This window comes from Lentzea guizhouensis, assembly GCF_001701025.1.
GTDB lineage: Bacteria > Actinomycetota > Actinomycetes > Mycobacteriales > Pseudonocardiaceae > Lentzea > Lentzea guizhouensis.
Genome location: NZ_CP016793.1, coordinates 9,668,846 through 9,689,293 on the forward strand (window position 1 = coordinate 9,668,846; position 20,448 = coordinate 9,689,293).

Here is a 20,448-nt window from a genome sequence, read left to right on the forward strand (position 1 = left end):
GAGACGTTAGCCGGAGATCGACTCCTGGCCGTTCTCGATGTGACCGCACAGACGACGGCGGAACCGCGGCTCCTCCTCCACCGTGACGGTCAGGTCGTACCAGCCGGAGTTCATCACGGTCAGCCACGGGATCACGTGCCGGTGGCCGGGCCGCACCACGATCCGCCGCCGCCCCAGCACGAACGTCAGCCGCGAACGCCCGGAGTTCTCGAACGTCAACGTGAGCACACGGCTGTATCCGCGCACCGACGACGACACGCGCGCACTGTCAGACGCAGAGCCGGCGAACTCACGGCGGAACCCGTTCGGCCCGAGCAGCACCAGGTCGTGGTCGCCGGGCAGCTCCACCGACGCCGCGCGGGCCACGTCGAAGTGCTGCGGCAGCGCGAACTGGGCCGAGTACGGGTACAACGCGAGGTGCACGGACGCGGAACCCGTGTTGGACATCTCCAGCCGTGAACCGCGAAGCGACGCATCGGGCTGATAGGGCAACGCGCGCGCACGGCGGCGTCCTGCTTCCTGCTCCGGCATCTTCTGCTCGGACGGCGGCGCGGGTCGCCAGCGCGGCGTGGCGGGCGGCACGGGCGCGGGCTCGCCGACCTCGGGCCAGGTGCGGCGGCGGTCGAAGTCGAACGCCGAGGTCAGGTCACCCGACACGGTCCGGCGCCACGCGGAGATCTCCTCCGACCGCACACCGGTCCACTTCTCCAGGAACTGCGTCATCGACGTGTGGTCGAACACCTGCGAACACACGTACCCGCCGACCGACCACGGCGAGACGACGGTCATCGGCACACGGGTGCCCAACCCCAGCGGCTTGTCGCCCACGTACTCGTCGGTGACGGACAACGGCGGGCGCGGCGGCGGCACGTGGTCGTAGAACCCGTCGTTCTCGTCGTAGGTGATGAACAGGACCGTCGACTCCCACACCTCCTGGTTGGAGGCCAGCGCGTCCAGCACCTGGTAGGTGATCGAGGCCGAGGCGGCGGGTGACGACGCGCCGGGGTGCTCGGAGTCCACCGACGACGGCACCAAGTACGACACGGCGGGCAACGAGCCGGAGCTCACGTCCGCGCGGAACGCCTCCCCCAGCCCGCCCGGCCGCACCCGCTGCAAGCCCCTGTCGTACAGCGACTTCTCGGCCGGCGTCAGCTTCGACAGGTCGATCGCGCCGATCAACGCGGGGTCGCCGGTGCCGTAGAGCTTGTCCAGCGACTTGAACCCGGCCGGCAGCACCTTGCGCGCGATCTCCTTGAACCGCACGAAGAACTCCAGGTTGTTGTCCTGGAAGTTGTCCCACTCCTGGTACACCCGCCACGACTTCCCGGCCGCCTCCAGGCGTTCCGGGTAGGTCTTCCAGGTGTAGCCGGCGTGGGTGTCCTCGGCGTAGGCCGCGTTGCCGGTCGCCCGCGTGCCGTTGGGCTCGTAGCCGGTGTAGCCGGACACCCAGTAGTTGCGGTTCGGCGAGGTCGAGGTCGGCACCGAGCAGTGGTAGGCGTCGCACAGCGTGAACGTGTCGGCGAGCTCGTAGTGGAACGGGATGTCCTGGCGCGTGTAGAACGCCATGGTGGCGGCCGTCTTCGCGGGCACCCAGTTGTCGTTCCAGCCACCGCGCAGGGCCGCGTGACCCCCGTTCCAGCTGTGGTCGAGGTCACCGATGTACTGGATGTCGCGTCCAGAGGCGGCCTCGCGGACCGGGAACGGCAGCACCCCGGTCTGGTTGAACACGCCCTTCAAGGCATTGCGGTCGGAGAACCCGCGCACCCCGCGCAGCGACCCGTAGTAGTGGTCGAACGAGCGGTTCTCCTGCATCAGCAGCACCACGTGCTTGATCGCGCGCAACCCTCCCGAGCGCGGTTCGCGAGCGAGCGCGGCGTACACCGACGGCGGCAGCAGCGTGCCGGAGGCAGCAGCGACGGCGGCAGCCATGAACCCACGACGAGAGAGCGACATGAACGGAGTTTCTAGCCTGGCGACGTAAAGCGGAACCCACCCGTACATGAACAAAGGCCCGCGAGTTGCGGTTGGCGTTCGGGCAACGCCCGGTCGCGACCCTTGTCCTCAGCACCACACGGACACCGTCATCGGCGCCGCCCCACGCCGACGACGTGCCGCCGGCGTTCCAGAACAGACCGGCCCAGGCCGTCTGCGACAACGCCGTGCCCACGATCGCCGGATCGGGCACGATCTTCGGCGGCCCGGGCCGGACGTGATGGTCGGCAGCCCTTTCGACTACTGCCCGTCGTCGACGGAGAACCCGGTCAGCTGCGTGTGACCTGCCGCAGAAGCATCGCCGTGGCCGGGTCGGGCGACTCCGAGCTGCCGCAACGAGTCCAGCACGCGCGCACGGGTCCGCAGCGTCCTCTGCGGGTTCCGTGCGCGCAGCGCGGCGGCCAGCGCCAGGCGGTGGGCCGCGGCTCGAACGGTTCGAGCGTGAGCGCGCCGTCGGTCAGCCGTCACGCCTCGACCGGGTCCGCGGCGACGAGCCTGAGCTCTCCCAACGTCAGCAGGTTGCGCACGGGCCGTGCGCGCACGTCGGCGATCTCTGCGTCGCACAGCTCAGCCAGGTCGGTGAGCGGCTCCACCCCGCCACAGCGCGACGGCTTGGGCGAGCTGGTCGGCGTCGGTCAGCTCGTGCAACGACCACAGGTCCGCGGTCAGCATCCCGCCGCGCACCAACCGGATCGCGTCGGCGTCGCTGCGCACGCAGTAGCTCGCCTCGCCGCCAGCGCGGTCCGGCTCCGGCAACCGGCGCAGGTGCGTCGTCGTGACCCGCAGGTTCCGCGCGGCACTCGCCGGTTCGAGTCCCGGCCACAGCAGGTCCACCACCTGGTCCCGGCTGAGCACCGGCCGCAGCACCAGCAGCTGCCGGACCCGCACCCGCCGCAGCTCCGGCCGGTCGGTCGCGACACCGTTGCGGGTCACCCGCATCGGCCCGATCACCTCGATCCGACCGGGTGGTGCGGCGGTGTGGGCACGGCGGCCCGCAGTCGTGCCGCACCGGCCGCCAGCTCGGGTCGCGGGTGAGCTCACGCAGCTTGCGGTGCACCGGCGTTCCGACGTGATCGGCCAGCCAGCCGCCCAGCCGCGTGGACCCGGTGGCCGCCAACCTGGTGGCCAGCTCGACCGACCACGGCAACGGCAGGAAGCACAACGCGTGCGCCTCCGGCAGCTGGGCCGCGTGACTCAGGTCGCCGGACCTGGCTCGCACCAACGCTTTCGCGGCCGACCGCGCCTTGCGGTGCGACGGGCCGAGATCCGTGGCGTCCCAGCGTTTCCTGAGCTCGTCGCTGAGCACGTAGCCCAGCGCCAGGAACCGCCGCAGGTGCCGTTCGGCGACTTTGCCCTCGATCGGCCACTTGGCCAGATGCCGTTTGTAGACATCGCGCGCGTTGTCCTCCTCTCCGCGCATGACAGCCACTGCAGCCTGTGCCGCAAATGCCAGGACCGCGTCGCGTGGGTTGTCTTTCTCGGAGGGATCACCGCACGGCAGTTCGGCGTTGGTTTCGCCTAAGGACGCCGCAATGACCGTGTGCAACGCACGAGCCACGAACTCTCCACGCGCCGTGGTGTCCACATCGTCCCCATGAAACTGCACGGGTTCGCCGTCGAACCAGCGTGCTGCTGCGGCATGGCGCCGCGCGAGGTCGTCAGCCAACGGACGTTCCGCGAGCTCAGCAGCGTCACGCCCGCGGCCGCATCGCCGTGCCGTCGTCTACGGCAACATCGACAACGTCGTGCGCACCAGCTCCACCGCGAGCGTGGCCAGCAGACGCCAATCGCCTGCTCAGCAGGCGATCCGTCCCGCACCGGCCAGCTCGCCGCGCGCACAGCACGTCCACCGCCTTGGACCGCATGGCCGCGATTCGTTCGCGCGGCACACTCCTCGCCACCGGGTCGGCCCACAGGTCGTGCGCGCGGTACCGGCCGTCGTCGAGCCGCGTGACCAACGGCACCCAGCGCACGAGCTCGTCGAGGTCGGTGAACGTCCCCGTGACGGCGGCGAGCTCGTCCTCGGTCGCGCACCCGAGCGTGGTGAGCGCGGCCAACACGGTCTCCACGGGTTCCGGCAGCCGTTTCCGCGTCGGTGAACGCCAGGTCTTCGTCCCCGATAGTGGCTATCTGCCCAGCCGCCTCCCTCCTGGCCAACGGAAGGTCGGAACCCCTCGGCCAGAAAGCACCAAATGCGCTGTGTCCGGCAACGCGCGCACGACCGCCCCCAGCATCATCGCGCCCGGCGAATCGTCAGGGATCTCATGCACGTCGTCGAGGTGAACGCACACATCAAGCGGTGCACGCTGCCTGAGTGCCGCAACCACATCACGCGCGCCGGGTGCCGTGTCCGATCTCAGCGCGAGAGCGTCGATGATCGCCGTCGTCTTGCCGAAACCCGCACCCGCGACGACCAGCGTGACCGGCCGCGACCACCGGGTGCGCTGCCGGTCGACGAAGCGCAGGCGGGGCAGCTCGACATCGAGTGGCTGCGGTACGGCGTGCAGGCCGGTCGTGTTCGTGTCGCCCACGGGTGGCGGGGACGGTTCGGGGACGGAAAATACGCCGCGTGGTCAGGCTGGCGCAGGGGTCCCCCCGAGTTGAGCGCCCCTTCTGCACACCGTACTCAGGGGGTCTGACAGTTCGCGGCGATCACGAACGGCCGGGAGGGGCAGCGTCCAGAACGCGCGCCACGAACGCCGTTTTGCCTTCCGTGTACGCCTCGCGGTCGTGCCCGCTGTTCGCGGACAACCGGCGTTTGAGGTCCTCATACTCCCGTGCGAGCCGTGCGTCGCCGCGCAGCGCGTCGCGGAACCGGAGCTGGTCGGTCCACCGCGGGTGCCCGGCTTGGATGACGTGCAGGTGGGCCGCGCGCCGTTGCCCGGAGGCGTCGGGTTTGACGAAGAAGCGGCGCCACGGCCGGCCGTCCAGCTCTGGCGGCACGTACGACCAGCCCGCCTCGGCGAGCGCCGCGCCGGTGACGACGGCGTCCGGGTCGGTGACCGAGGCCATGAGGTCCACCACCGGCTTGGCGGCAAGGCCGGGCACCGCGGTCGACCCGACGTGTTCCACCCCGTCGACCAGCCACGGTGCGAGCAGGTCGGCGAGGTGGGTACGTTCAGCGCGGGCGCGCACGGACCACTGCGGGTCGTGGGGACGCACCTCGGCCCGTTCACGGGCCCACGCGGGGATGTCGGGGGTCATCGAGCCCACGGTGATGGGACACGACCCGCCTCCCGAATGGGGAGGCGGGTTGGATCAGGCGCCGGCCGCTGCGCGCAGGGCGTCGGCGCGGTCGGTCGACTCCCAGGGCAGCGCGATGTCGGTGCGGCCGAAGTGGCCGTACGCGGCGGTCGGGGCGTAGATCGGGCGGAGCAGGTCGAGGTCGCGGATGATGGCGGCCGGGCGGAGGTCGAAGACCTCGGTGATGGCCTGCTGGATCTTCTGCGGGTCGACGGTCTCGGTGCCGAAGGTCTCGACGAAGAGGCCGACGGGGGCCGCCTTGCCGATGGCGTAGGCGACCTGGACCTCGACGCGGGTGGCGAGGCCGGCGGCGACGGTGTTCTTCGCGACCCAGCGCATGGCGTAGGCGGCGGAGCGGTCGACCTTCGACGGGTCCTTGCCGGAGAAGGCGCCGCCGCCGTGGCGGGCCATGCCGCCGTAGGTGTCGACGATGATCTTGCGGCCGGTCAGGCCCGCGTCACCCATGGGGCCACCGATGACGAAGCGGCCGGTCGGGTTCGTCAGCAGGCGGACGTTCGTGGTGTCGAGGCCCAGGGCGTCGATCTCCGGCTGCACGACGTGGTTGCGGATGTCGACGCCGAGGAGCTTCTCGAGGTCGATGCCGTCGGCGTGCTGGGTGGAGACGACGACCGTGTCGAGGCGCACCGGCTGGTCGCCCGCGTACTCGATGGTGACCTGGGTCTTGCCGTCGGGACGCAGGTACGGGACGGTGCCGTCCTTGCGGACCGCGGTCAGGCGGCGGGACAGGCGGTGGGCCAGCGCGATCGGCAGCGGCATGAGCTCGGGCGTGTCGGTGCACGCGTAGCCGAACATCAGGCCCTGGTCGCCGGCGCCCTGCTTGTCGATCTCGTCGGCGGCGCCCTCGACCCGCTCCTCGAACGCCGTGTCGACGCCCTGCGCGATGTCGGGGGACTGCGAGCCGATGGCGACGTTCACGCCGCAGGAGGTGCCGTCGAAGCCCTTGGCCGACGAGTCGTAGCCGATCTCCAGGACCTTCTCGCGGACGATCGTGGGGATGTCCGCGTATGCCTCGGTCGTGACCTCGCCGGCCACGTGCACCTGGCCGGTGGTGATCAGCGTCTCCACGGCCACGCGCGAACGCGGGTCCTTGGAGAGCAGCGCGTCCAGGATCGAGTCGCTGATCGCGTCACAGATCTTGTCCGGGTGTCCCTCGGTCACCGACTCGCTGGTGAACAGCCTGCTGCTGTGCTGGCTCACGGACACTCCTTATGAGGCTGGGTCGAAAGTGCGATAAAAGTCTACTGAGAACGGGTCAAGCGATCGGTAACTGCGTCCCACACCGCGGACGCCAGTTGCGCCTTCGACCCGTGTGGGATAGCGGCCTCGGCGCCGTCGGCGGACAGCAGCCACCCGGCGTTGTCCTCCTGCTCGAACGCCTTGCCGTCGCCGACCGCGTTCACCACCAGGAGGTCACAGCCCTTGCGGCGCAGCTTCGCCCTGCCGTAGTCGAGCACGGACGTCGTCTCGTCACCCGTCTCCGCGGCGAACCCGACGATCACCTGGCCGTCCCGACGTGCGGAAACGAGCTCTTTCAGGATGTCGGGGTTCTTCGTCAACGCGATCGGGTCCGGCTCCGCGTCGGTCTTCTTGATCTTGTGACCGGTCAGCGACACCGGCCGGAAGTCGGCCACCGCGGCGGCCATCACGACCACGTCCGCGTCCGCCGCGATCTTGTGCATGGCGTCGCGCAGCTCCACTGCCGAGCCGATCCGGACCAGGTCGACCCCGGCCGGGGTGACCAGGTCGGCGGTGTTGCCCGCGACCAACGTCACTCGCGCACCGCGCTGGGCGGCCACCCGCGCGAGCGCGTAGCCCTGCTTGCCGGACGAGCGGTTGCCGATGAACCGCACCGGATCGAGTGCCTCGCGGGTGCCGCCGGCGGAGATCGCGACGTGCACGCCCTCCAGCGAGCGCGGCAACGCGTCGGCACTGGCCAGCAGCAACCGGGCCAGCTCGACGATCTCGGCGGGGTCGGACAGGCGGCCCTTGCCGGTGTCCTTGCCGGTCAGCCGGCCGCTCGCGGGTTCGGCGACGACCACGCCACGCGAGCGCAGCAGCGCAACGTTGTGCCGGGTGGCCGGGTGCTCCCACATCTCGGTGTGCATCGCGGGCACCAGCAGCACCGGGCAGCGCGCGGTGAGCAGCGTGTTCGTCAGCAGGTCGTCGGCCAGCCCATGGGCGGCCTTCGCGATGAGGTTCGCCGTCGCGGGCGCTACCACCACGAGGTCGGCGTTCTGCCCGAGCTTGACGTGCGGGACCTCGTGCACGTCGTCGAACGGGTCCGCGGACACGACCTGCCCGGACAACGCCTCGAACGTGGCGGCGCCGACGAACTTGAGCGCCCCCTCGGTGGGCACGACGCGCACCGAGTGACCGGACTCGGTCAACCGCCGCAGCACCTCACAGGCCTTGTACGCGGCGATGCCCCCGCCAACCCCGAGAACGATCCGGGGCTTTGCGGGGGCATCAGAGCCAGCAGAGCCATTCACAGCGGCAGTCAAGAACTCTCCTGAGACGGACGACCGACGAGGTCACGCCTCATGAGGGAGGGACCCCGCTGGGGGTCCGGGGGCTTGCCCCCGGTGTGGGGTGTGGGGGCTCGGCCCCCACAAGACACTAGAAGGCGACATCGGTCTGCGCTTTCCGCAGACAGACCCCTCCCAGAGCCTTCTACTCGCCTTCGGTGTGCTCGAGAAGGCCGGCGTGGATCTCGCGGAGCGCGATCGACAGGGGCTTCTCACGCGGGCCCGGCTCGACGAGCGGGCCGACGTACTCGAGCAGGCCCTCGCCGAGCTGCGCGTAGTAGTCGTTGATCTGGCGGGCACGCTTCGCGGCGTAGATCACCAACGCGTACTTCGAGCTCACCTGCTCAAGCAGGTCGTCGATCGGCGGGTTGGTGATGCCCTCCGGGGAACCGGTCAGGTGACCGAGCTCGGTGTGGGTGATCACTCGTCAAACTCCTGAGATTCGTGGTCCGACCATCAAGGATAGCAAGTCGGCCGCGGCCGATTGCACGTCGGCGTTCACGACGACCTCGTCGAACTCTTTTTCGGCTGCCAGCTCCTCGCGGGCGATGGCAAGCCTGCGCTCGACGACCTCCGGGTGCTCGGTGCCCCGGCCGGTGAGCCGGTCCACCAGGTGCTCCCACGAAGGCGGGGCGAGCATCACGAGCTGGGCTCGCGGCATGGCGACCCGGACCTGCCGGGCGCCCTGCAGTTCGATCTCCAGCAGGGCCGGTCGTCCGGCGGCAAGAGCCTCCTCGACCGGCCTGCGGGGAGTTCCGTAGCAGTTACCGGCGAATTCCGCGTGTTCGAGGAACTCGCCCGCGTGGATCATCTGCTGGAACTTCTCGCGGTCGACGAAGTGGTAGTGCACCCCGTCGGTCTCACCCGGCCTCGGCTTCCTGGTGGTCACCGAGACGCTGAAGTAGATGTCGGGCTGCTGCCTGCGCAGCTCCGCCAACACGCTGGACTTGCCGACGCCCGACGGCCCGGACAAGACGGTGAGCCGGGGACGGACGACGCCCGTCCCCGGCTCGAAGTCACTCACTCGCCGCTGAACTCGGTGAGGAGCGCCTTGCGCTGGCGGTCGCCCAGGCCACGCAGACGACGGCTCGGAGCGATCTCGAGACGCTCCATGATCTGCTGCGCACGCACCTTGCCGACGCCCGGCAGGGCCTCCAGCAGGGCGGACACCTTCATCTTGCCCAGGACCTCGTCGCTCTCGGCGGCCTTGAGCACGTCCGTCAGGGTCGTGCCGCCGCGCTTGAGGCGCTCCTTGAGCTCAGCCCGAGCGCGACGAGCGGCAGCAGCCTTCTCCAGCGCTGCGGCCCGCTGCTCCTCGGTAAGCTGGGGAAGAGCCACGATTTCCTCCGTGGTGTGGATTCTTTTCGGATCGGTGCCGCGACCGTACCGACCGCAATTGCCTGGGGACAACGTGACCCAGTCAGGTAAATCTTCAGCGGTCATCTGTGATGCGGCGGGTGGTAGTAGTACCAACACCCTCCGGCGGCCTGATCACCGCCACCGGCAACTCGTCGCACACCCTGGGTGTGCTATGAGGCCGGTGACCAGCGGGGCAGCCGGTGGGCTGGACCCTACCAACACATGTTTGCCCAGGTGAGCGCGCCACACCCCAAAAGTTGTGGCGCGCCCTGCCTCAGAGGCTGTCCTGGACCCTCCGCACGGCGCTGACCAGCGAAGACACGTCGGGTCCATGTTTGAGAACATCTCGTGAAGAAGTCGGCAGAACGCCGCGCATGTCGGCGCCGAAGAGCCGTTTCAGATCAGCGACCGAGCCGCCCTGAGCGCCGAAACCGGGGGCCAGAACCGGACCGTTGAACCCGGAGAGGTCCACGTCCGTTTCACCGATCGTGGCACCCACGACGAGACCCACATCGCCGCACGGAGAAATGCCGGAATTCCGAGCCGCGGCGAAATCGATGATCGTCTGCGCGACGGTTCGCCCGTCCGGAGCAGTGGCCCGCTGGACCTGCTCACCCTCCGGGTTGGACGTCAGCGCGAGGACGAACACCCCGCGGCCGGTCGCCCGCGCCGTGTCCAGCGCCGGCTGCAGCGACCCGAAGCCCAGGAACGGCGACAGCGTCACGGCGTCGCCGGCCAGCGGCGAGCCGTCACCGAGGTACGCCTGGGCGTAGGCGGCCATCGTGGAGCCGATGTCGCCGCGCTTGGCGTCGACCAGCACGAGCGTCCCGGAGTCCTTGAGATCCGCGATCACCCGTTCCAGCACGGCCACCCCACGCGACCCGTAGGCCTCGAAGAACGCCGCCTGGGGCTTCACCACCGCGACCCGGCCGCCGAACGCCTCCACGGACGTCAGGGCGAACCGTTCGAGGCCCTCCACCGACTGCGAGAGGCCCCAGGAGTCCAGCAGCGCCGGGTGCGGGTCGATCCCGACGCACAGAGGGCCGTACGCCTCAACGGCCTTCGTGAGCCGTTCGCCGAAGGTCATGCCCCACCCCGCAACGACGCCTGGAGCGCCTGCAGGGGCTGGACCCCGATGTCACCCCGGATGAGCGCCTCGATGCCGTGCACGGCCGCCGCGGCGCCCTGGATCGTGGTGACGCACGGGATGTCCTTGGCCACGGCGGCGGTGCGGATCTCGTAGCCGTCGATGCGGGGGCCGCTGTTGCCGTAGGGGGTGTTGAAGATCATGTCGATCTCTCCGGCCAGGATCATGTCGACGACGTTGCCCTCGCCCTCGAAGTGCTTGCGCACCTCGGTGCACGCGATGCCGTTGCGCTTGAGCACCTCCGCGGTGCCGGCCGTGGCGAGGATCTGGAAGCCCAGGTCGGCCAGGCGCTTGACCGGGAAGATCATCGCGCGCTTGTCGCGGTTGGCGAACGACACGAACACCTTGCCCGACGTCGGCAGCGACCCGTAGGACGCCGTCTGCGACTTCGCGAACGCCTTGCCGAACGACGAGTCGATGCCCATGACCTCGCCGGTGGACTTCATCTCCGGGCCCAGCAACGAGTCCACGCCATGGCCCTCGGGGGTGCGGAAGCGGTGGAACTGCATGACCGCTTCCTTGACCGCGACCGGTGCGTGCTCGGGCAGCCGGGCACCGTCACCGGTGGCCGGCAGGATGCCCTCCTCGCGCAGTTCCGCGATCGTGGCGCCGAGCATGACCCGCGACGCCGCCTTGGCCATCGAGACCGCCGTCGCCTTGGACACGAACGGCACCGTGCGCGACGCACGGGGGTTCGCCTCCAGGACGTACAGCACGTCGTCCTTGAGGGCGTACTGGACGTTCAGGAGCCCCTTGACGCCGATGCCGCGGGCGATGGCCTCGGTGGAGCGGCGGACGTTGTCGATGTCGGAGGCGCCCAGGGTGATCGGCGGCAGCGCGCAGGAGGAGTCACCGGAGTGCACACCGGCTTCCTCGATGTGTTCCATCACGCCGCCGATGAACACCTCCTGGCCGTCGCACAGCGCGTCGACGTCGATCTCGATGGCGTCGTCGAGGAACCGGTCGACCAGCACCGGGTGCTCCGGCGTCACCTCGGTCGCACGGGCGATGTACCCGGACAGCGACTCCTCGTCGTAGACGATCTCCATACCGCGCCCGCCGAGCACGTAGGAGGGGCGCACGAGCACCGGGTAGCCGATCTCGTCCGCGATCTGCTTGGCCTCGCTGAACGAGGTGGCGGTGCCGAACTTCGGCGCGGGCAGCCCGGCCTCGGTCAGCACCGCGCCGAACTGGCCGCGGTCCTCGGCGAGGTGGATCGCCTCCGGCGTCGTGCCCACCACCGGCACACCGGCATCGGACAGCCGCTTCGCGAGGCCCAGCGGCGTCTGACCGCCGAGCTGCACGATCACACCGGCGACCTCACCGGAGCGCTGCTCGGAGTGCACGACCTCCAGGACGTCCTCGAACGTCAGCGGCTCGAAGTACAGCCGGTCGGAGGTGTCGTAGTCGGTCGACACGGTCTCCGGGTTGCAGTTGACCATCACCGTCTCGTACCCGGCCGCCCGCAACGCCATCGCCGCGTGCACACACGAGTAGTCGAACTCGATGCCCTGCCCGATCCGGTTCGGCCCGGAACCCAGGATCAGCACCTTGGGCTTCTCCCGCTGCTCGGCCACCTCGGACTCGGCGTCCGGGTCCAGCTCGTAGGCGGAGTAGTGGTACGGCGTCTCGGACTTGAACTCCGCCGCACAGGTGTCGACGGTCTTGTAGACCGGGCGCACTCCCAGACGGTGCCGCAACGCGCGCACGCCGTCCTCACCGGCCAGCTCCGGCCGCAGCACGGCGATCTGCCGGTCCGACAGGCCAGCGCGCTTGGCCTTGCGCAGCAACGGCTCGTCGAGCACCGGTGCGTCCAGCAGCTCCTGGCGCAACGTACCGAGCCACGCGATCTGCTCGATGAACCACGGGTCGATCTTCGACGCGTTGTAGACGTCCTCAATGGACGCACCGAGCCGCAGCGCGCGCTCGACGGTGTAGAGGCGGCCGTCGTGGCCACGTTCCAGCTGCTTGAGCGTGGATTCGAGGGTGACGCCCTCGGGGTCGGGCTGGGTCCAGAAACCGACGGCCTTGGTTTCCAGCGACCGCAGTGCTTTGCCCAGCGCCTCCACGAAGTTGCGGCCGATCGACATGGCCTCGCCGACCGACTTCATCGTGGTCGTCAGCGTCGGGTCCGCGCCGGGGAACTTCTCGAACGCGAACCGCGGCGCCTTGACGACCACGTAGTCCAGCGTCGGCTCGAACGACGCCGGCGTCTCGCCGGTGATGTCGTTGGTGATCTCGTCGAGGGTGTAGCCGATGGCGAGCTTCGCGGCGATCTTGGCGATCGGGAAACCGGTCGCCTTCGACGCCAGCGCCGAGGACCGCGACACCCGCGGGTTCATCTCGATCACGACCATGCGGCCGTTCTCGGGGTGGATCGCGAACTGGATGTTGCAGCCACCGGTGTCCACGCCGACCTCGCGGATGACCTGGATGCCGACATCGCGCATGTGCTGGTACTCGCGGTCGGTCAGCGTCATCGCCGGCGCCACCGTCACCGAGTCACCGGTGTGCACACCCATCGGGTCGATGTTCTCGATCGAGCAGATCACGACCACGTTGTCGTTGCGGTCACGCATGAGCTCGAGCTCGTACTCCTTCCACCCGAGCACGCTCTCCTCGATGAGCACCTCGGTGACCGGGGACTCCTCCAGGCCGATGGCCGCGAGGCGCTCCAGCTCCTCCGCGGTGTAGGCCATGCCCGAACCCAGGCCGCCCATGGTGAACGACGGCCGGATCACCACCGGCAGGCCCAGCTCGGCGACGGTCTTGCGGACCTCGTCCATCGTGTGGCACACGGCCGAACGCGGCACGTCGGCGCCGATCTTGCGCACCAGGTCCTTGAAGATCTGCCGGTCCTCACCGCGCTGGATGGCGTCGACGTTCGCGCCGATCAGCTCGACGTTGTACTTCTCCAGCACACCGCGCTCGTGCAGCGCGATGGCCGTGTTCAACGCGGTCTGGCCGCCCAGCGTCGCCAGGATCGCGTCCGGGCGTTCCTGCGCGATGACCTTCTCCACGAACTCGGCCGTGATCGGCTCGATGTAGGTGGCGTCCGCGAACTCCGGGTCGGTCATGATCGTCGCCGGGTTGGAGTTCACCAGGCTGACCCGGATGCCCTCTTCCCGCAGGACGCGGCACGCCTGCGTGCCGGAGTAGTCGAACTCGCAGGCCTGGCCGATCACGATCGGGCCGGAGCCGATGACCAGGATGTGCTTGAGATCAGTCCTCTTCGGCATCAGCGGGCCTCATTCATCATGGTCACGAAGTCGTCGAACAGGGGCGCGGCGTCGTGCGGACCGGCCGCGGCCTCGGGGTGGTACTGCACGGAGAACGCCGGCGCGTCGAGCAGCCGGACGCCCTCGACGGTGCCGTCGTTGGGGCAGTAGTGCGACAGCACGGCGCGGCCGAACTCCGAGGAGAACTCCTCGCCCGGCGTGCCCTCCAGCGCGAACCCGTGGTTCTGCGAGGTGATGGCGACCTTGCCGGTGGTCACGTCGATGACCGGGATGTTGATGCCGCGGTGGCCGTAGCGCATCTTGTAGGTCCCGCGGCCGACCGCGCGGCCCAGGATCTGGTTGCCGAAGCAGATGCCGAACAGCGGCAGCTTGCGGCCGAGAGCCTCGCGGGTCAACGCGATGGCGTGGTCCTGCGTCGCCGGGTCACCAGGGCCGTTCGACAGGAACAACCCGTCCGGGCTCGTGGCGAGGATGTCCTCGAACGTGCTGGTCAGCGGCAGGACGTGCACCTCGATGCCACGTGCCGCCATCATCCGCGGGGTGTTCGACTTGATGCCCAGGTCGAGCGCGGCGACGGTGAACTTCTTCTCCCCGATCGCCTCGACCACGTACGGCTTGTCCGTCGTGACGTCGACCGCGAGGTTCGCGCCGACCATCTGCGCGGACGCCTTGACCTGCTCGACCATCGACGCGTCGTCGGTCAGCTCGGCACCGGAGAACACACCGGCGCGCATCGCGCCCTGCTCGCGGATGTGGCGGGTCAGGGTGCGGGTGTCGAGGCCCGCGATGCCGACGACGCCCTGGTTCGCGAGCTCCTCGTCCAGCCCCCGCTTGGAGCGCCAGTTCGACGGGGTGCGCGCGGGGTCGCGGACGACGTAGCCGGCGACCCAGATCTTGGTCGACTCGTCGTCCTCGTCGTTCCAGCCGGTGTTGCCGATCTGCGGCGCGGTCTGCACCACGATCTGGCGGTGGTAGGAGGGGTCGGTCAGGGTTTCCTGGTACCCGGTCATGGCCGTGGAGAACACGACCTCGCCGAGCGAGACGCCGGTCGCTCCGTACGCCTCACCGCGGAAGACGCGGCCGTCTTCCAGCACCAATGCCGCGTTCGTCACGCCTTGCCCTCCGTGTTCAACGGGTGCTGGCTCAGAGCAGCAACCCAGTCGTCGTATACGTCTTTGTCATCGCCGCGGAAGCCCGTGTCGAAGAGGTGTCCCTCGTTCTCCCACTGGACCACCAGCAAGCCCTGCTCGCTGAACATGACCTTCCCGGCCAGCCCGCGGTCGGTGCGGGCGTCCCGGATGGACTCGGCGGGGATGAACAGCGGTGTGGCGCCGACGCGGTCGATCGCCACGCCCTCCGGCACCAGGCTCAGCGTCGCCTCGGCGCGGTGGCCGATGTCACCGACCTGGATGCGGTCCTGCCAGTTGCCCGCGTTCGTCGTTCCGATGTAGACGCCCGTGGTCGTGAGCCTGGCCGCGCCGAGGGTCTGCGGCGGCGCGGGGAACGCGGGCAGGCCGGCCTGCTTGCGCTGACGTCGCTTCCAGCCGTGCCACATGCCGTACACGCACAGCGCGAAGAACAGGAAAACCGCCAGGGAGAGGAGCACGCGCGTCATTCCGCGATCCTCCCCGCGAGTGCGGTCACCCGGCCACGCAAGATGGTGGCCGTCACCGCGCCGGGCAGCTCCATGCCCTCGAACGGGGTGTTGCCCGCGATGCTCGCGAGCTGCGCGCCGTTCACGGTCCAGGTGGTGTCCGGGTCGACCAGCACGAGGTTCGCGGGCTCGCCGATCTCGATCGGGCGGCCCTGGTCGGTCAGGCCGGCGATCTCGGCGGGCTTCTCGCTCATCACCCGCGCGACACCGCGCCAGTCCAGCAGGCCGGTCTTGACCATCGTCTCGACGACGATGCCGAGCGCGGTCTGCAGGCCGAGCATGCCGGGCCGGGCGGCGGACCACTCGCAGTCCTTGTCCTGCACGGCGTGCGGGGCGTGGTCGGTCGCCACGCAGTCGATCGTGCCGTCGGCCAGGGCCTGGCGCAGCGCGTCGACGTCGGTCTGCGTGCGCAGCGGCGGGTTGACCTTGTTGACCGGGTCGTAGGTGGCGAGCCGGTCGTCGGTCAGGATCAGGTGGTGCGGGGTGACCTCGGCGGACACCTTGGTGCCGCGTGCCTTGGCCCACTTCAGGACGTCCGCGGTGCCGGTGGTGCTGACGTGGCAGACGTGCAGCCTCGCGCCGACCTGCTGCGCGAGGATGCAGTCGCGGGCGACGATCGACTCCTCCGCGGCGGCCGGCCAGCCCTGCAGACCGAGCCGGGAGGCGTTCTCGCCCTCGTGCGCCTGCGCGCCGACGGTGAGACGCGGCTCCTCGGCGTGCTGGGCGATGACCGCGCCCAGTGCCTTCGAGTACTCCAACGCGCGGCGCATGATCAACGGGTCGTGCACGCAGTGGCCGTCGTCGGAGAAGACGCGGACGTTCGCCCCGGACTTGGCCATCGTGCCGAGCTCGGCGAGCTTCTCGCCCTTGAGCCCGACGGTGACGGCGCCGACCGGGTGGACGTCGACCAGGCCGACCTCCCTGCCGCGGCGGGCGACGTGCTCGACGATGACGGCGTTGTCGGCGACCGGGTCGGTGTTGGCCATGGCGAACACCGCCGTATAGCCACCGAGTGCGGCGGCCCTGGAGCCGGTCTCGATGGTCTCCGTGTCCTCACGGCCGGGTTCGCGAAGGTGGGTGTGCAGGTCCACGAAGCCGGGCAGCAGGATCGCGCCGTTGCCTTCGATGACCTCGGCTTCTGGATCCGAGCCTTCTGCGATCACGCCGTCGCGGATCAGCAGGTCGATCGGTTCCCCCTCGCCATAGGGACGTACTCCCTTGAGCAGCAAGGGTTTCACGCGGTTTCCTCCTCGTGGGCAAGCAGGTGGTACAGCACGGCCATGCGCACGTGGACACCGTTGCGGACCTGCTCGGTGATGGCGGCCTGCGGGCTGTCGGCGACCACGGAGGCGATCTCCATGCCGCGCAGCATCGGGCCGGGGTGCAGCACGACGGCGTGCTCTGGCAGCAGCTTCAGGCGGCGCTCGTTGAGGCCGTAGGCGATCGAGTACTCGCGCGAGCTCGGGAAGAACCCGCCGGTCATCCGCTCCGCCTGCACGCGCAGCAGCATCACGGCGTCCTGCGAGGGCAGCTCGGCGTCGATCTCGTGCGAGACCGTGACGGGCCAGTTCTCGACACCGGTGGGCAGCAGCGTCGGCGGGGCCACCAGGGTGACCTCGGCGCCGAGCGTGGTCAGCAGGTGCACGTTCGAGCGGGCGACCCGGCTGTGCAGGACGTCGCCGACGATCGCGACCCGGCGGCCGTCGAGGCTGCCGAGGCGGTCGCGCAACGTCGCGGCGTCGAGCAACGCCTGCGTGGGGTGCTCGTGCATGCCGTCGCCCGCGTTCACCACGGACGTGCTGGTGTGCTTGAGCCAGCCCGCGAGCCGGTGGGCCGCACCGGACGCCGGGTGCCGCACGATCACGCAGTCCGCGCCGGCGGCCTGCAGGGTGAGCGCGGTGTCCCGCAGCGACTCGCCCTTGCTGACGCTGGAACCGGAGCTGCTGACGTTGATCACGTCCGCGGACATCCACTTGCCGGCGATCTCGAACGACACCCGCGTGCGGGTGCTGTTCTCGTAGAACATCGTGATCACGGTGCGGCCGCGCAGCGTCGGCAGCTTGCGGACCTCGCGGCCGAGCAGCGCCTGCTTGAGGCGGTCGGCGGTGTCGAGGATCGCGATCGCCTGGTCGCGGTCGAGGCCGTCGGTGGAGAGCAGGTGCTTCACTTCAGCACCACTCCGTCGCGGCCGTCGAACTCCTCCAGGAGCACGACGACGTCCTCGGTCTTGGCCGTCGGCAGGTTCTTGCCCACGTAGTCCGCGCGGATCGGCAGCTCGCGGTGGCCGCGGTCGACCAGCACGGCCAGCTGGACGGCGCGCGGGCGGCCGTGGTCGCGCAGGGCGTCGAGCGCGGCGCGGATGGTGCGGCCGGAGAACAGGACGTCGTCCACGAGCACGACGAGCTTGTCGTCGATGCCGCCGTCGGGCAGCTTCGTGGTCTCCAGCGGCCTGGTCGGGCCGCGGCGGAGGTCGTCGCGGTAGAGGGTGATGTCGAGAGTTCCCTCACCGACCGCCTTACCACAGAACTCGGCGATTTTGGCAGCGAGCCGACGAGCAAGTGGGGCTCCCCTGGAGGGAATACCCATCAAGACGACATCGGGTGCGCTGGGTGCATCGAGAGCGGTCTTCTCGATGATCTGATGGGCCATTCGGGCGACGGTGCGCGCGACATCACCGGCCGACAGGATCTCGCGATCCCCGGCCGGATCCGTCGCGCCACGTTGACGTGACGCCACGGCTGGACCTCCTTCCCCGCCTCACTGGACGGGTCCTTAAAGGACGTCGGACACCTAGCTGCAACTAGGCTGACCTGCACCGTATCACCTACGGACGGTCAACCATCCGAGTGGTGTCGCACGCGTGGCGAGCGTCTCTCCCCGAGATCAGCTTGACCTGTCGACCACGGCGAGTAATCATTACTCTGCGTATCGATCTAAGCCTCCCCGCAGCACGGCCGTACTGCTGACGGGGCGAATGAACGGAGAACCGCCACATGGGCGACTACGCCAAGGCGCTGGGGGCCAAGCTCCGCGCTATCCGCCAGCAGCAGGGACTGTCCCTGCACGGCGTCGAGCAGAAGTCCGGCGGTCGGTGGAAGGCCGTGGTCGTCGGCTCCTACGAGCGCGGTGACCGCGCGGTGACCGTGCAGAAGCTGGCCGAGCTGGCCGACTTCTACGGGGTTCCCGTCGCCGAGCTCCTGCCGGAGGGCCGGGTGCCCTCGGGTGCCGAGCCGGCCACCAAGATCGTGATCAACCTCGAACGGCTGCAGCAGCTGCCCGTCGAGAAGGTGGGCCCGCTGGCCCGCTACGCCGCGACGATCCAGTCGCAGCGCGGCGACTACAACGGCAAGGTCCTCTCGATCCGCACCGAGGACCTCCGCTCCCTGGCGATCATCTACGACATGACCCCCGGTGAGCTCACCGAGCAGCTCATCGACTGGGGCGTGCTGCCTCCCGAGGCCCGCCCCGCGAAGGAAGACTGAGCTCCTTCACGCACAGTGGCTCCCATGCCGTCCTGCTGGTCGCCCTCAGGACAGCACGGGAGCCACTGCTGTTGTGTCGTCACTCATTCGGGCGAAAACAGTGCACGAACGTGTGTCCGGTCCGTGATCGCGTTGATGGCGACGATCTTCTGGTCGCGAACCGTGAACGCCGCGAGCAGCACCGGTGTGCCGTCCACGACCGACACCAGCCCGGCCTCGCCGCCGACCACCGCCGGCCGCATGCACGGCGCCCGCATCGGCCGCACCCGCGGCGCCACGGACTCCGCGCCGCAGCCAGATCCCCTCCGACCGCAGCGTCACGGCCGCGTCGAGCACGTCCTCGCCGTCCAGGAACGCCCGCACCACCTGCGCCGCCTGTCGGCGGCCGGCCGGTCCTCGATCCTGCGGCGCGCCCGTGCCTCGACCAGCGACGCGCCCAGCGCCGTGCGTCCGATGAGCGGCGCGACCTGCTCGAACGGCTCCTCGAACATGTCGTGCAGGACGTAGGCGAGCCGCTCGTCCGGAGTAAGCGCGTCGAGCGCGACGAGCACGCCCAGCCCGACGTCCCCCGGTTCCTCCCGTGCGCCGACCACCGGGTCGGGCATCTCGAACACGCCCTTGGGCCGCGCACGCAGCATGTTCAGCGACACCCGCGCCACGACCGCGTCGGACCAGCCGAGCCGCGCTCGCCCACCGGTCTTGCGGCGCGCCTGGGCCACCGCGTCCGCCGCCTCGGCGAACCGGCCCAGCATCCGGTAGGCGAGTCTCTCCTGCTGCCCGATGACCAACGCGGTACCTCCCGGTCGAGCGCCCTGCTCGGTAAGACAACCGCAGGACGCCCGATGTGACCACCGGACGAAGTGGTATCAGTCACTCACCAGCCCGGCGAGCTGCGCGCGGTCCTGGACGACGTGGATGGCGACGATCCGGTCGTCCTGGACCGTGAAGGCCATCAACGAGAACAGCTCGCCGTCCACCCAGCTCACGAAGCCGGCCTCGCCGCCGACGAGCACCTCGCGGATCTCCGCGGTGCCCGCGAACCGGCGGAACGTGCTGGCCCGGCCCGCCACCTGCCGGGCGCCGACCACCTCGAGGCTGCCGGCCCTGAGCGTGACGTCGGGGTGCAGCACCGAGATCAGGCCTTCGAGGTCGCCTTCCCGCGCCGCTTTGAGGAACGCGTTCACGACCTCGCGCTGCTTGGGCACGTCGACGTTGGGCTGCGGCCGGTCCTGCACACGTTTGCGCGCCCGGCTAGCCAGCTGCCGCGTGGCCGCCGGCGTCTTGTCGATCAACGGCGCGATGTCGTCGAACGGCACCGCGAACATGTCGTGCAGCACGAACGCCAGCCGCTCGTCGGGCTTGAGGGTGTCGAGCACGACCAGCATCGCGAGCCCGACCTGGTCCTTCGCGACGGCCAGCTGCTCCGGCTCCTGCGCGGCGTCGACCACCGGGTCCGGCATCTCGTGGGCGTGCTCGCGCCGGTCGCGCAACATGTTCAGGCACACGCGGGCGACGACCGTGGTGAGCCAGCCCTGCGGGTTCTCGACCTCGCTCGTGTCGGCCCTCTGTACCCGCAGCCACGCCTCCTGCAGCGCGTCGTCGGCCTCCGCGAACGACCCGAGCATCCGGTGGGCGACGGCCCGCAACCGGCTGCGCTCCTGCTCGAACTCCGCGATCAAAGCTTCCCCCTGTGGCCTGGCACACACGCTGTCACAGTCGTCGGCGCCGCCGGGTCAACCGGACGACTCGCTGTGGAGGGTAATCATGAAGATCTTGGTGACGGGCG

The 20,448-nt window shown here is 69.7% G+C and carries 23 protein-coding genes; 1 reads left to right on the forward strand and 22 read right to left on the reverse strand.

Features of this window, described 5'->3' with window-relative positions; translation table 11 throughout:
- Window positions 1-6 precede the first annotated feature (6 nt).
- The 19 genes from BBK82_RS45815 to pyrR all read right to left on the reverse strand — a co-directional run bounded on the left by BBK82_RS45815 (window position 7) and on the right by pyrR (window position 17,916).
- Window positions 7-1,929, reverse strand: coding sequence for a phosphocholine-specific phospholipase C (locus BBK82_RS45815; protein ID WP_237047949.1), 1,923 nt, complete (start codon window positions 1,927-1,929; stop codon window positions 7-9).
- Between the two features lie 303 nt (window positions 1,930-2,232).
- A complete protein-coding gene (locus tag BBK82_RS51340) occupies window positions 2,233-2,460 on the reverse strand; it encodes a hypothetical protein (RefSeq protein ID WP_154697894.1) in 228 nt (75 codons plus the stop codon).
- On the reverse strand, window positions 2,457-2,585 hold the full coding sequence (locus BBK82_RS55965) for a hypothetical protein (protein WP_257785419.1): 129 nt from the start codon (window positions 2,583-2,585) through the stop codon (window positions 2,457-2,459). The genes BBK82_RS51340 and BBK82_RS55965 overlap by 4 nt, the downstream gene beginning before the upstream one ends.
- Window positions 2,560-3,033: an AfsR/SARP family transcriptional regulator gene (locus BBK82_RS45825; protein WP_154697895.1), complete on the reverse strand. Its 474-nt coding sequence runs from the start codon at window positions 3,031-3,033 to the stop codon at window positions 2,560-2,562. The genes BBK82_RS55965 and BBK82_RS45825 overlap by 26 nt, the downstream gene beginning before the upstream one ends.
- 650 nt (window positions 3,034-3,683) lie before the next feature.
- Window positions 3,684-4,061: a hypothetical protein gene (locus BBK82_RS45835; protein WP_065920508.1), complete on the reverse strand. Its 378-nt coding sequence runs from the start codon at window positions 4,059-4,061 to the stop codon at window positions 3,684-3,686.
- 57 nt (window positions 4,062-4,118) lie between these two features.
- Window positions 4,119-4,523, reverse strand: a complete 405-nt coding sequence (locus BBK82_RS45840; protein ID WP_065920509.1) for a hypothetical protein — start codon at window positions 4,521-4,523, stop codon at window positions 4,119-4,121.
- A 121-nt stretch (window positions 4,524-4,644) separates the two neighbouring features.
- Window positions 4,645-5,196: a GrpB family protein gene (locus tag BBK82_RS45845; RefSeq protein ID WP_065920510.1), complete on the reverse strand. Its 552-nt coding sequence runs from the start codon at window positions 5,194-5,196 to the stop codon at window positions 4,645-4,647.
- A gap of 54 nt (window positions 5,197-5,250) precedes the next feature.
- Window positions 5,251-6,453 carry a methionine adenosyltransferase gene (gene metK / locus BBK82_RS45850; protein WP_065920511.1) on the reverse strand — a complete coding sequence of 401 codons (1,203 nt, stop codon included), beginning with the start codon at window positions 6,451-6,453 and terminating at the stop codon, window positions 5,251-5,253.
- Window positions 6,454-6,494: 41 nt separating this feature from the next.
- A complete protein-coding gene (coaBC, locus tag BBK82_RS45855) occupies window positions 6,495-7,703 on the reverse strand; it encodes a bifunctional phosphopantothenoylcysteine decarboxylase/phosphopantothenate--cysteine ligase CoaBC (RefSeq protein ID WP_065921898.1) in 1,209 nt (402 codons plus the stop codon).
- Window positions 7,704-7,926: 223 nt separating this feature from the next.
- Window positions 7,927-8,205: a DNA-directed RNA polymerase subunit omega gene (gene rpoZ / locus BBK82_RS45860; protein ID WP_045313812.1), complete on the reverse strand. Its 279-nt coding sequence runs from the start codon at window positions 8,203-8,205 to the stop codon at window positions 7,927-7,929.
- 3 nt (window positions 8,206-8,208) lie between these two features.
- Entirely contained in the window at window positions 8,209-8,805 is a 597-nt protein-coding gene (gene gmk / locus BBK82_RS45865; RefSeq protein ID WP_065920512.1) for a guanylate kinase, read from the reverse strand.
- Window positions 8,802-9,119 (reverse strand): integration host factor, actinobacterial type, encoded by a 318-nt coding sequence (mihF, locus tag BBK82_RS45870; protein WP_053733390.1) that lies wholly within the window; start codon window positions 9,117-9,119, stop codon window positions 8,802-8,804. Before mihF ends, gmk begins: the two co-directional genes overlap by 4 nt.
- Before the next feature lie 295 nt (window positions 9,120-9,414).
- Window positions 9,415-10,227, reverse strand: coding sequence for an orotidine-5'-phosphate decarboxylase (gene pyrF, locus BBK82_RS45875; RefSeq protein ID WP_065920513.1), 813 nt, complete (start codon window positions 10,225-10,227; stop codon window positions 9,415-9,417).
- Window positions 10,224-13,526 carry a carbamoyl-phosphate synthase large subunit gene (gene carB / locus BBK82_RS45880; RefSeq protein WP_065920514.1) on the reverse strand — a complete coding sequence of 1,101 codons (3,303 nt, stop codon included), beginning with the start codon at window positions 13,524-13,526 and terminating at the stop codon, window positions 10,224-10,226. The genes pyrF and carB overlap by 4 nt, the downstream gene beginning before the upstream one ends.
- Entirely contained in the window at window positions 13,526-14,638 is a 1,113-nt protein-coding gene (gene carA / locus BBK82_RS45885) for a glutamine-hydrolyzing carbamoyl-phosphate synthase small subunit (protein ID WP_065920515.1), read from the reverse strand. Before carA ends, carB begins: the two co-directional genes overlap by 1 nt.
- Entirely contained in the window at window positions 14,635-15,141 is a 507-nt protein-coding gene (locus tag BBK82_RS45890) for a PH-like domain-containing protein (RefSeq protein ID WP_065920516.1), read from the reverse strand. The genes carA and BBK82_RS45890 overlap by 4 nt, the downstream gene beginning before the upstream one ends.
- A complete protein-coding gene (locus tag BBK82_RS45895; RefSeq protein WP_065920517.1) occupies window positions 15,138-16,418 on the reverse strand; it encodes a dihydroorotase in 1,281 nt (426 codons plus the stop codon). Before BBK82_RS45895 ends, BBK82_RS45890 begins: the two co-directional genes overlap by 4 nt.
- Entirely contained in the window at window positions 16,415-17,347 is a 933-nt protein-coding gene (locus tag BBK82_RS45900; protein ID WP_065920518.1) for an aspartate carbamoyltransferase catalytic subunit, read from the reverse strand. The genes BBK82_RS45895 and BBK82_RS45900 overlap by 4 nt, the downstream gene beginning before the upstream one ends.
- On the reverse strand, window positions 17,344-17,916 hold the full coding sequence (gene pyrR / locus BBK82_RS45905; protein WP_065920519.1) for a bifunctional pyr operon transcriptional regulator/uracil phosphoribosyltransferase PyrR: 573 nt from the start codon (window positions 17,914-17,916) through the stop codon (window positions 17,344-17,346). Before pyrR ends, BBK82_RS45900 begins: the two co-directional genes overlap by 4 nt.
- A gap of 257 nt (window positions 17,917-18,173) precedes the next feature.
- Here pyrR and bldD point away from each other — a divergent pair, with 257 nt between their 5' ends.
- On the forward strand, window positions 18,174-18,662 hold the full coding sequence (gene bldD, locus BBK82_RS45910) for a transcriptional regulator BldD (RefSeq protein ID WP_030471611.1): 489 nt from the start codon (window positions 18,174-18,176) through the stop codon (window positions 18,660-18,662).
- A gap of 83 nt (window positions 18,663-18,745) precedes the next feature.
- Here the strand turns inward: bldD and BBK82_RS49535 are convergent, their stop codons facing one another.
- From BBK82_RS49535 to BBK82_RS45920, 3 genes are all read right to left on the reverse strand, one after another.
- A complete protein-coding gene (locus BBK82_RS49535; protein WP_154697896.1) occupies window positions 18,746-18,919 on the reverse strand; it encodes a hypothetical protein in 174 nt (57 codons plus the stop codon).
- 60 nt (window positions 18,920-18,979) lie between these two features.
- Window positions 18,980-19,450 (reverse strand): sigma-70 family RNA polymerase sigma factor family protein, encoded by a 471-nt coding sequence (locus BBK82_RS45915; RefSeq protein WP_083268647.1) that lies wholly within the window; start codon window positions 19,448-19,450, stop codon window positions 18,980-18,982.
- Between the two features lie 78 nt (window positions 19,451-19,528).
- Entirely contained in the window at window positions 19,529-20,287 is a 759-nt protein-coding gene (locus BBK82_RS45920) for a sigma factor (RefSeq protein ID WP_083269010.1), read from the reverse strand.
- Window positions 20,288-20,448: the final 161 nt, after the last annotated feature.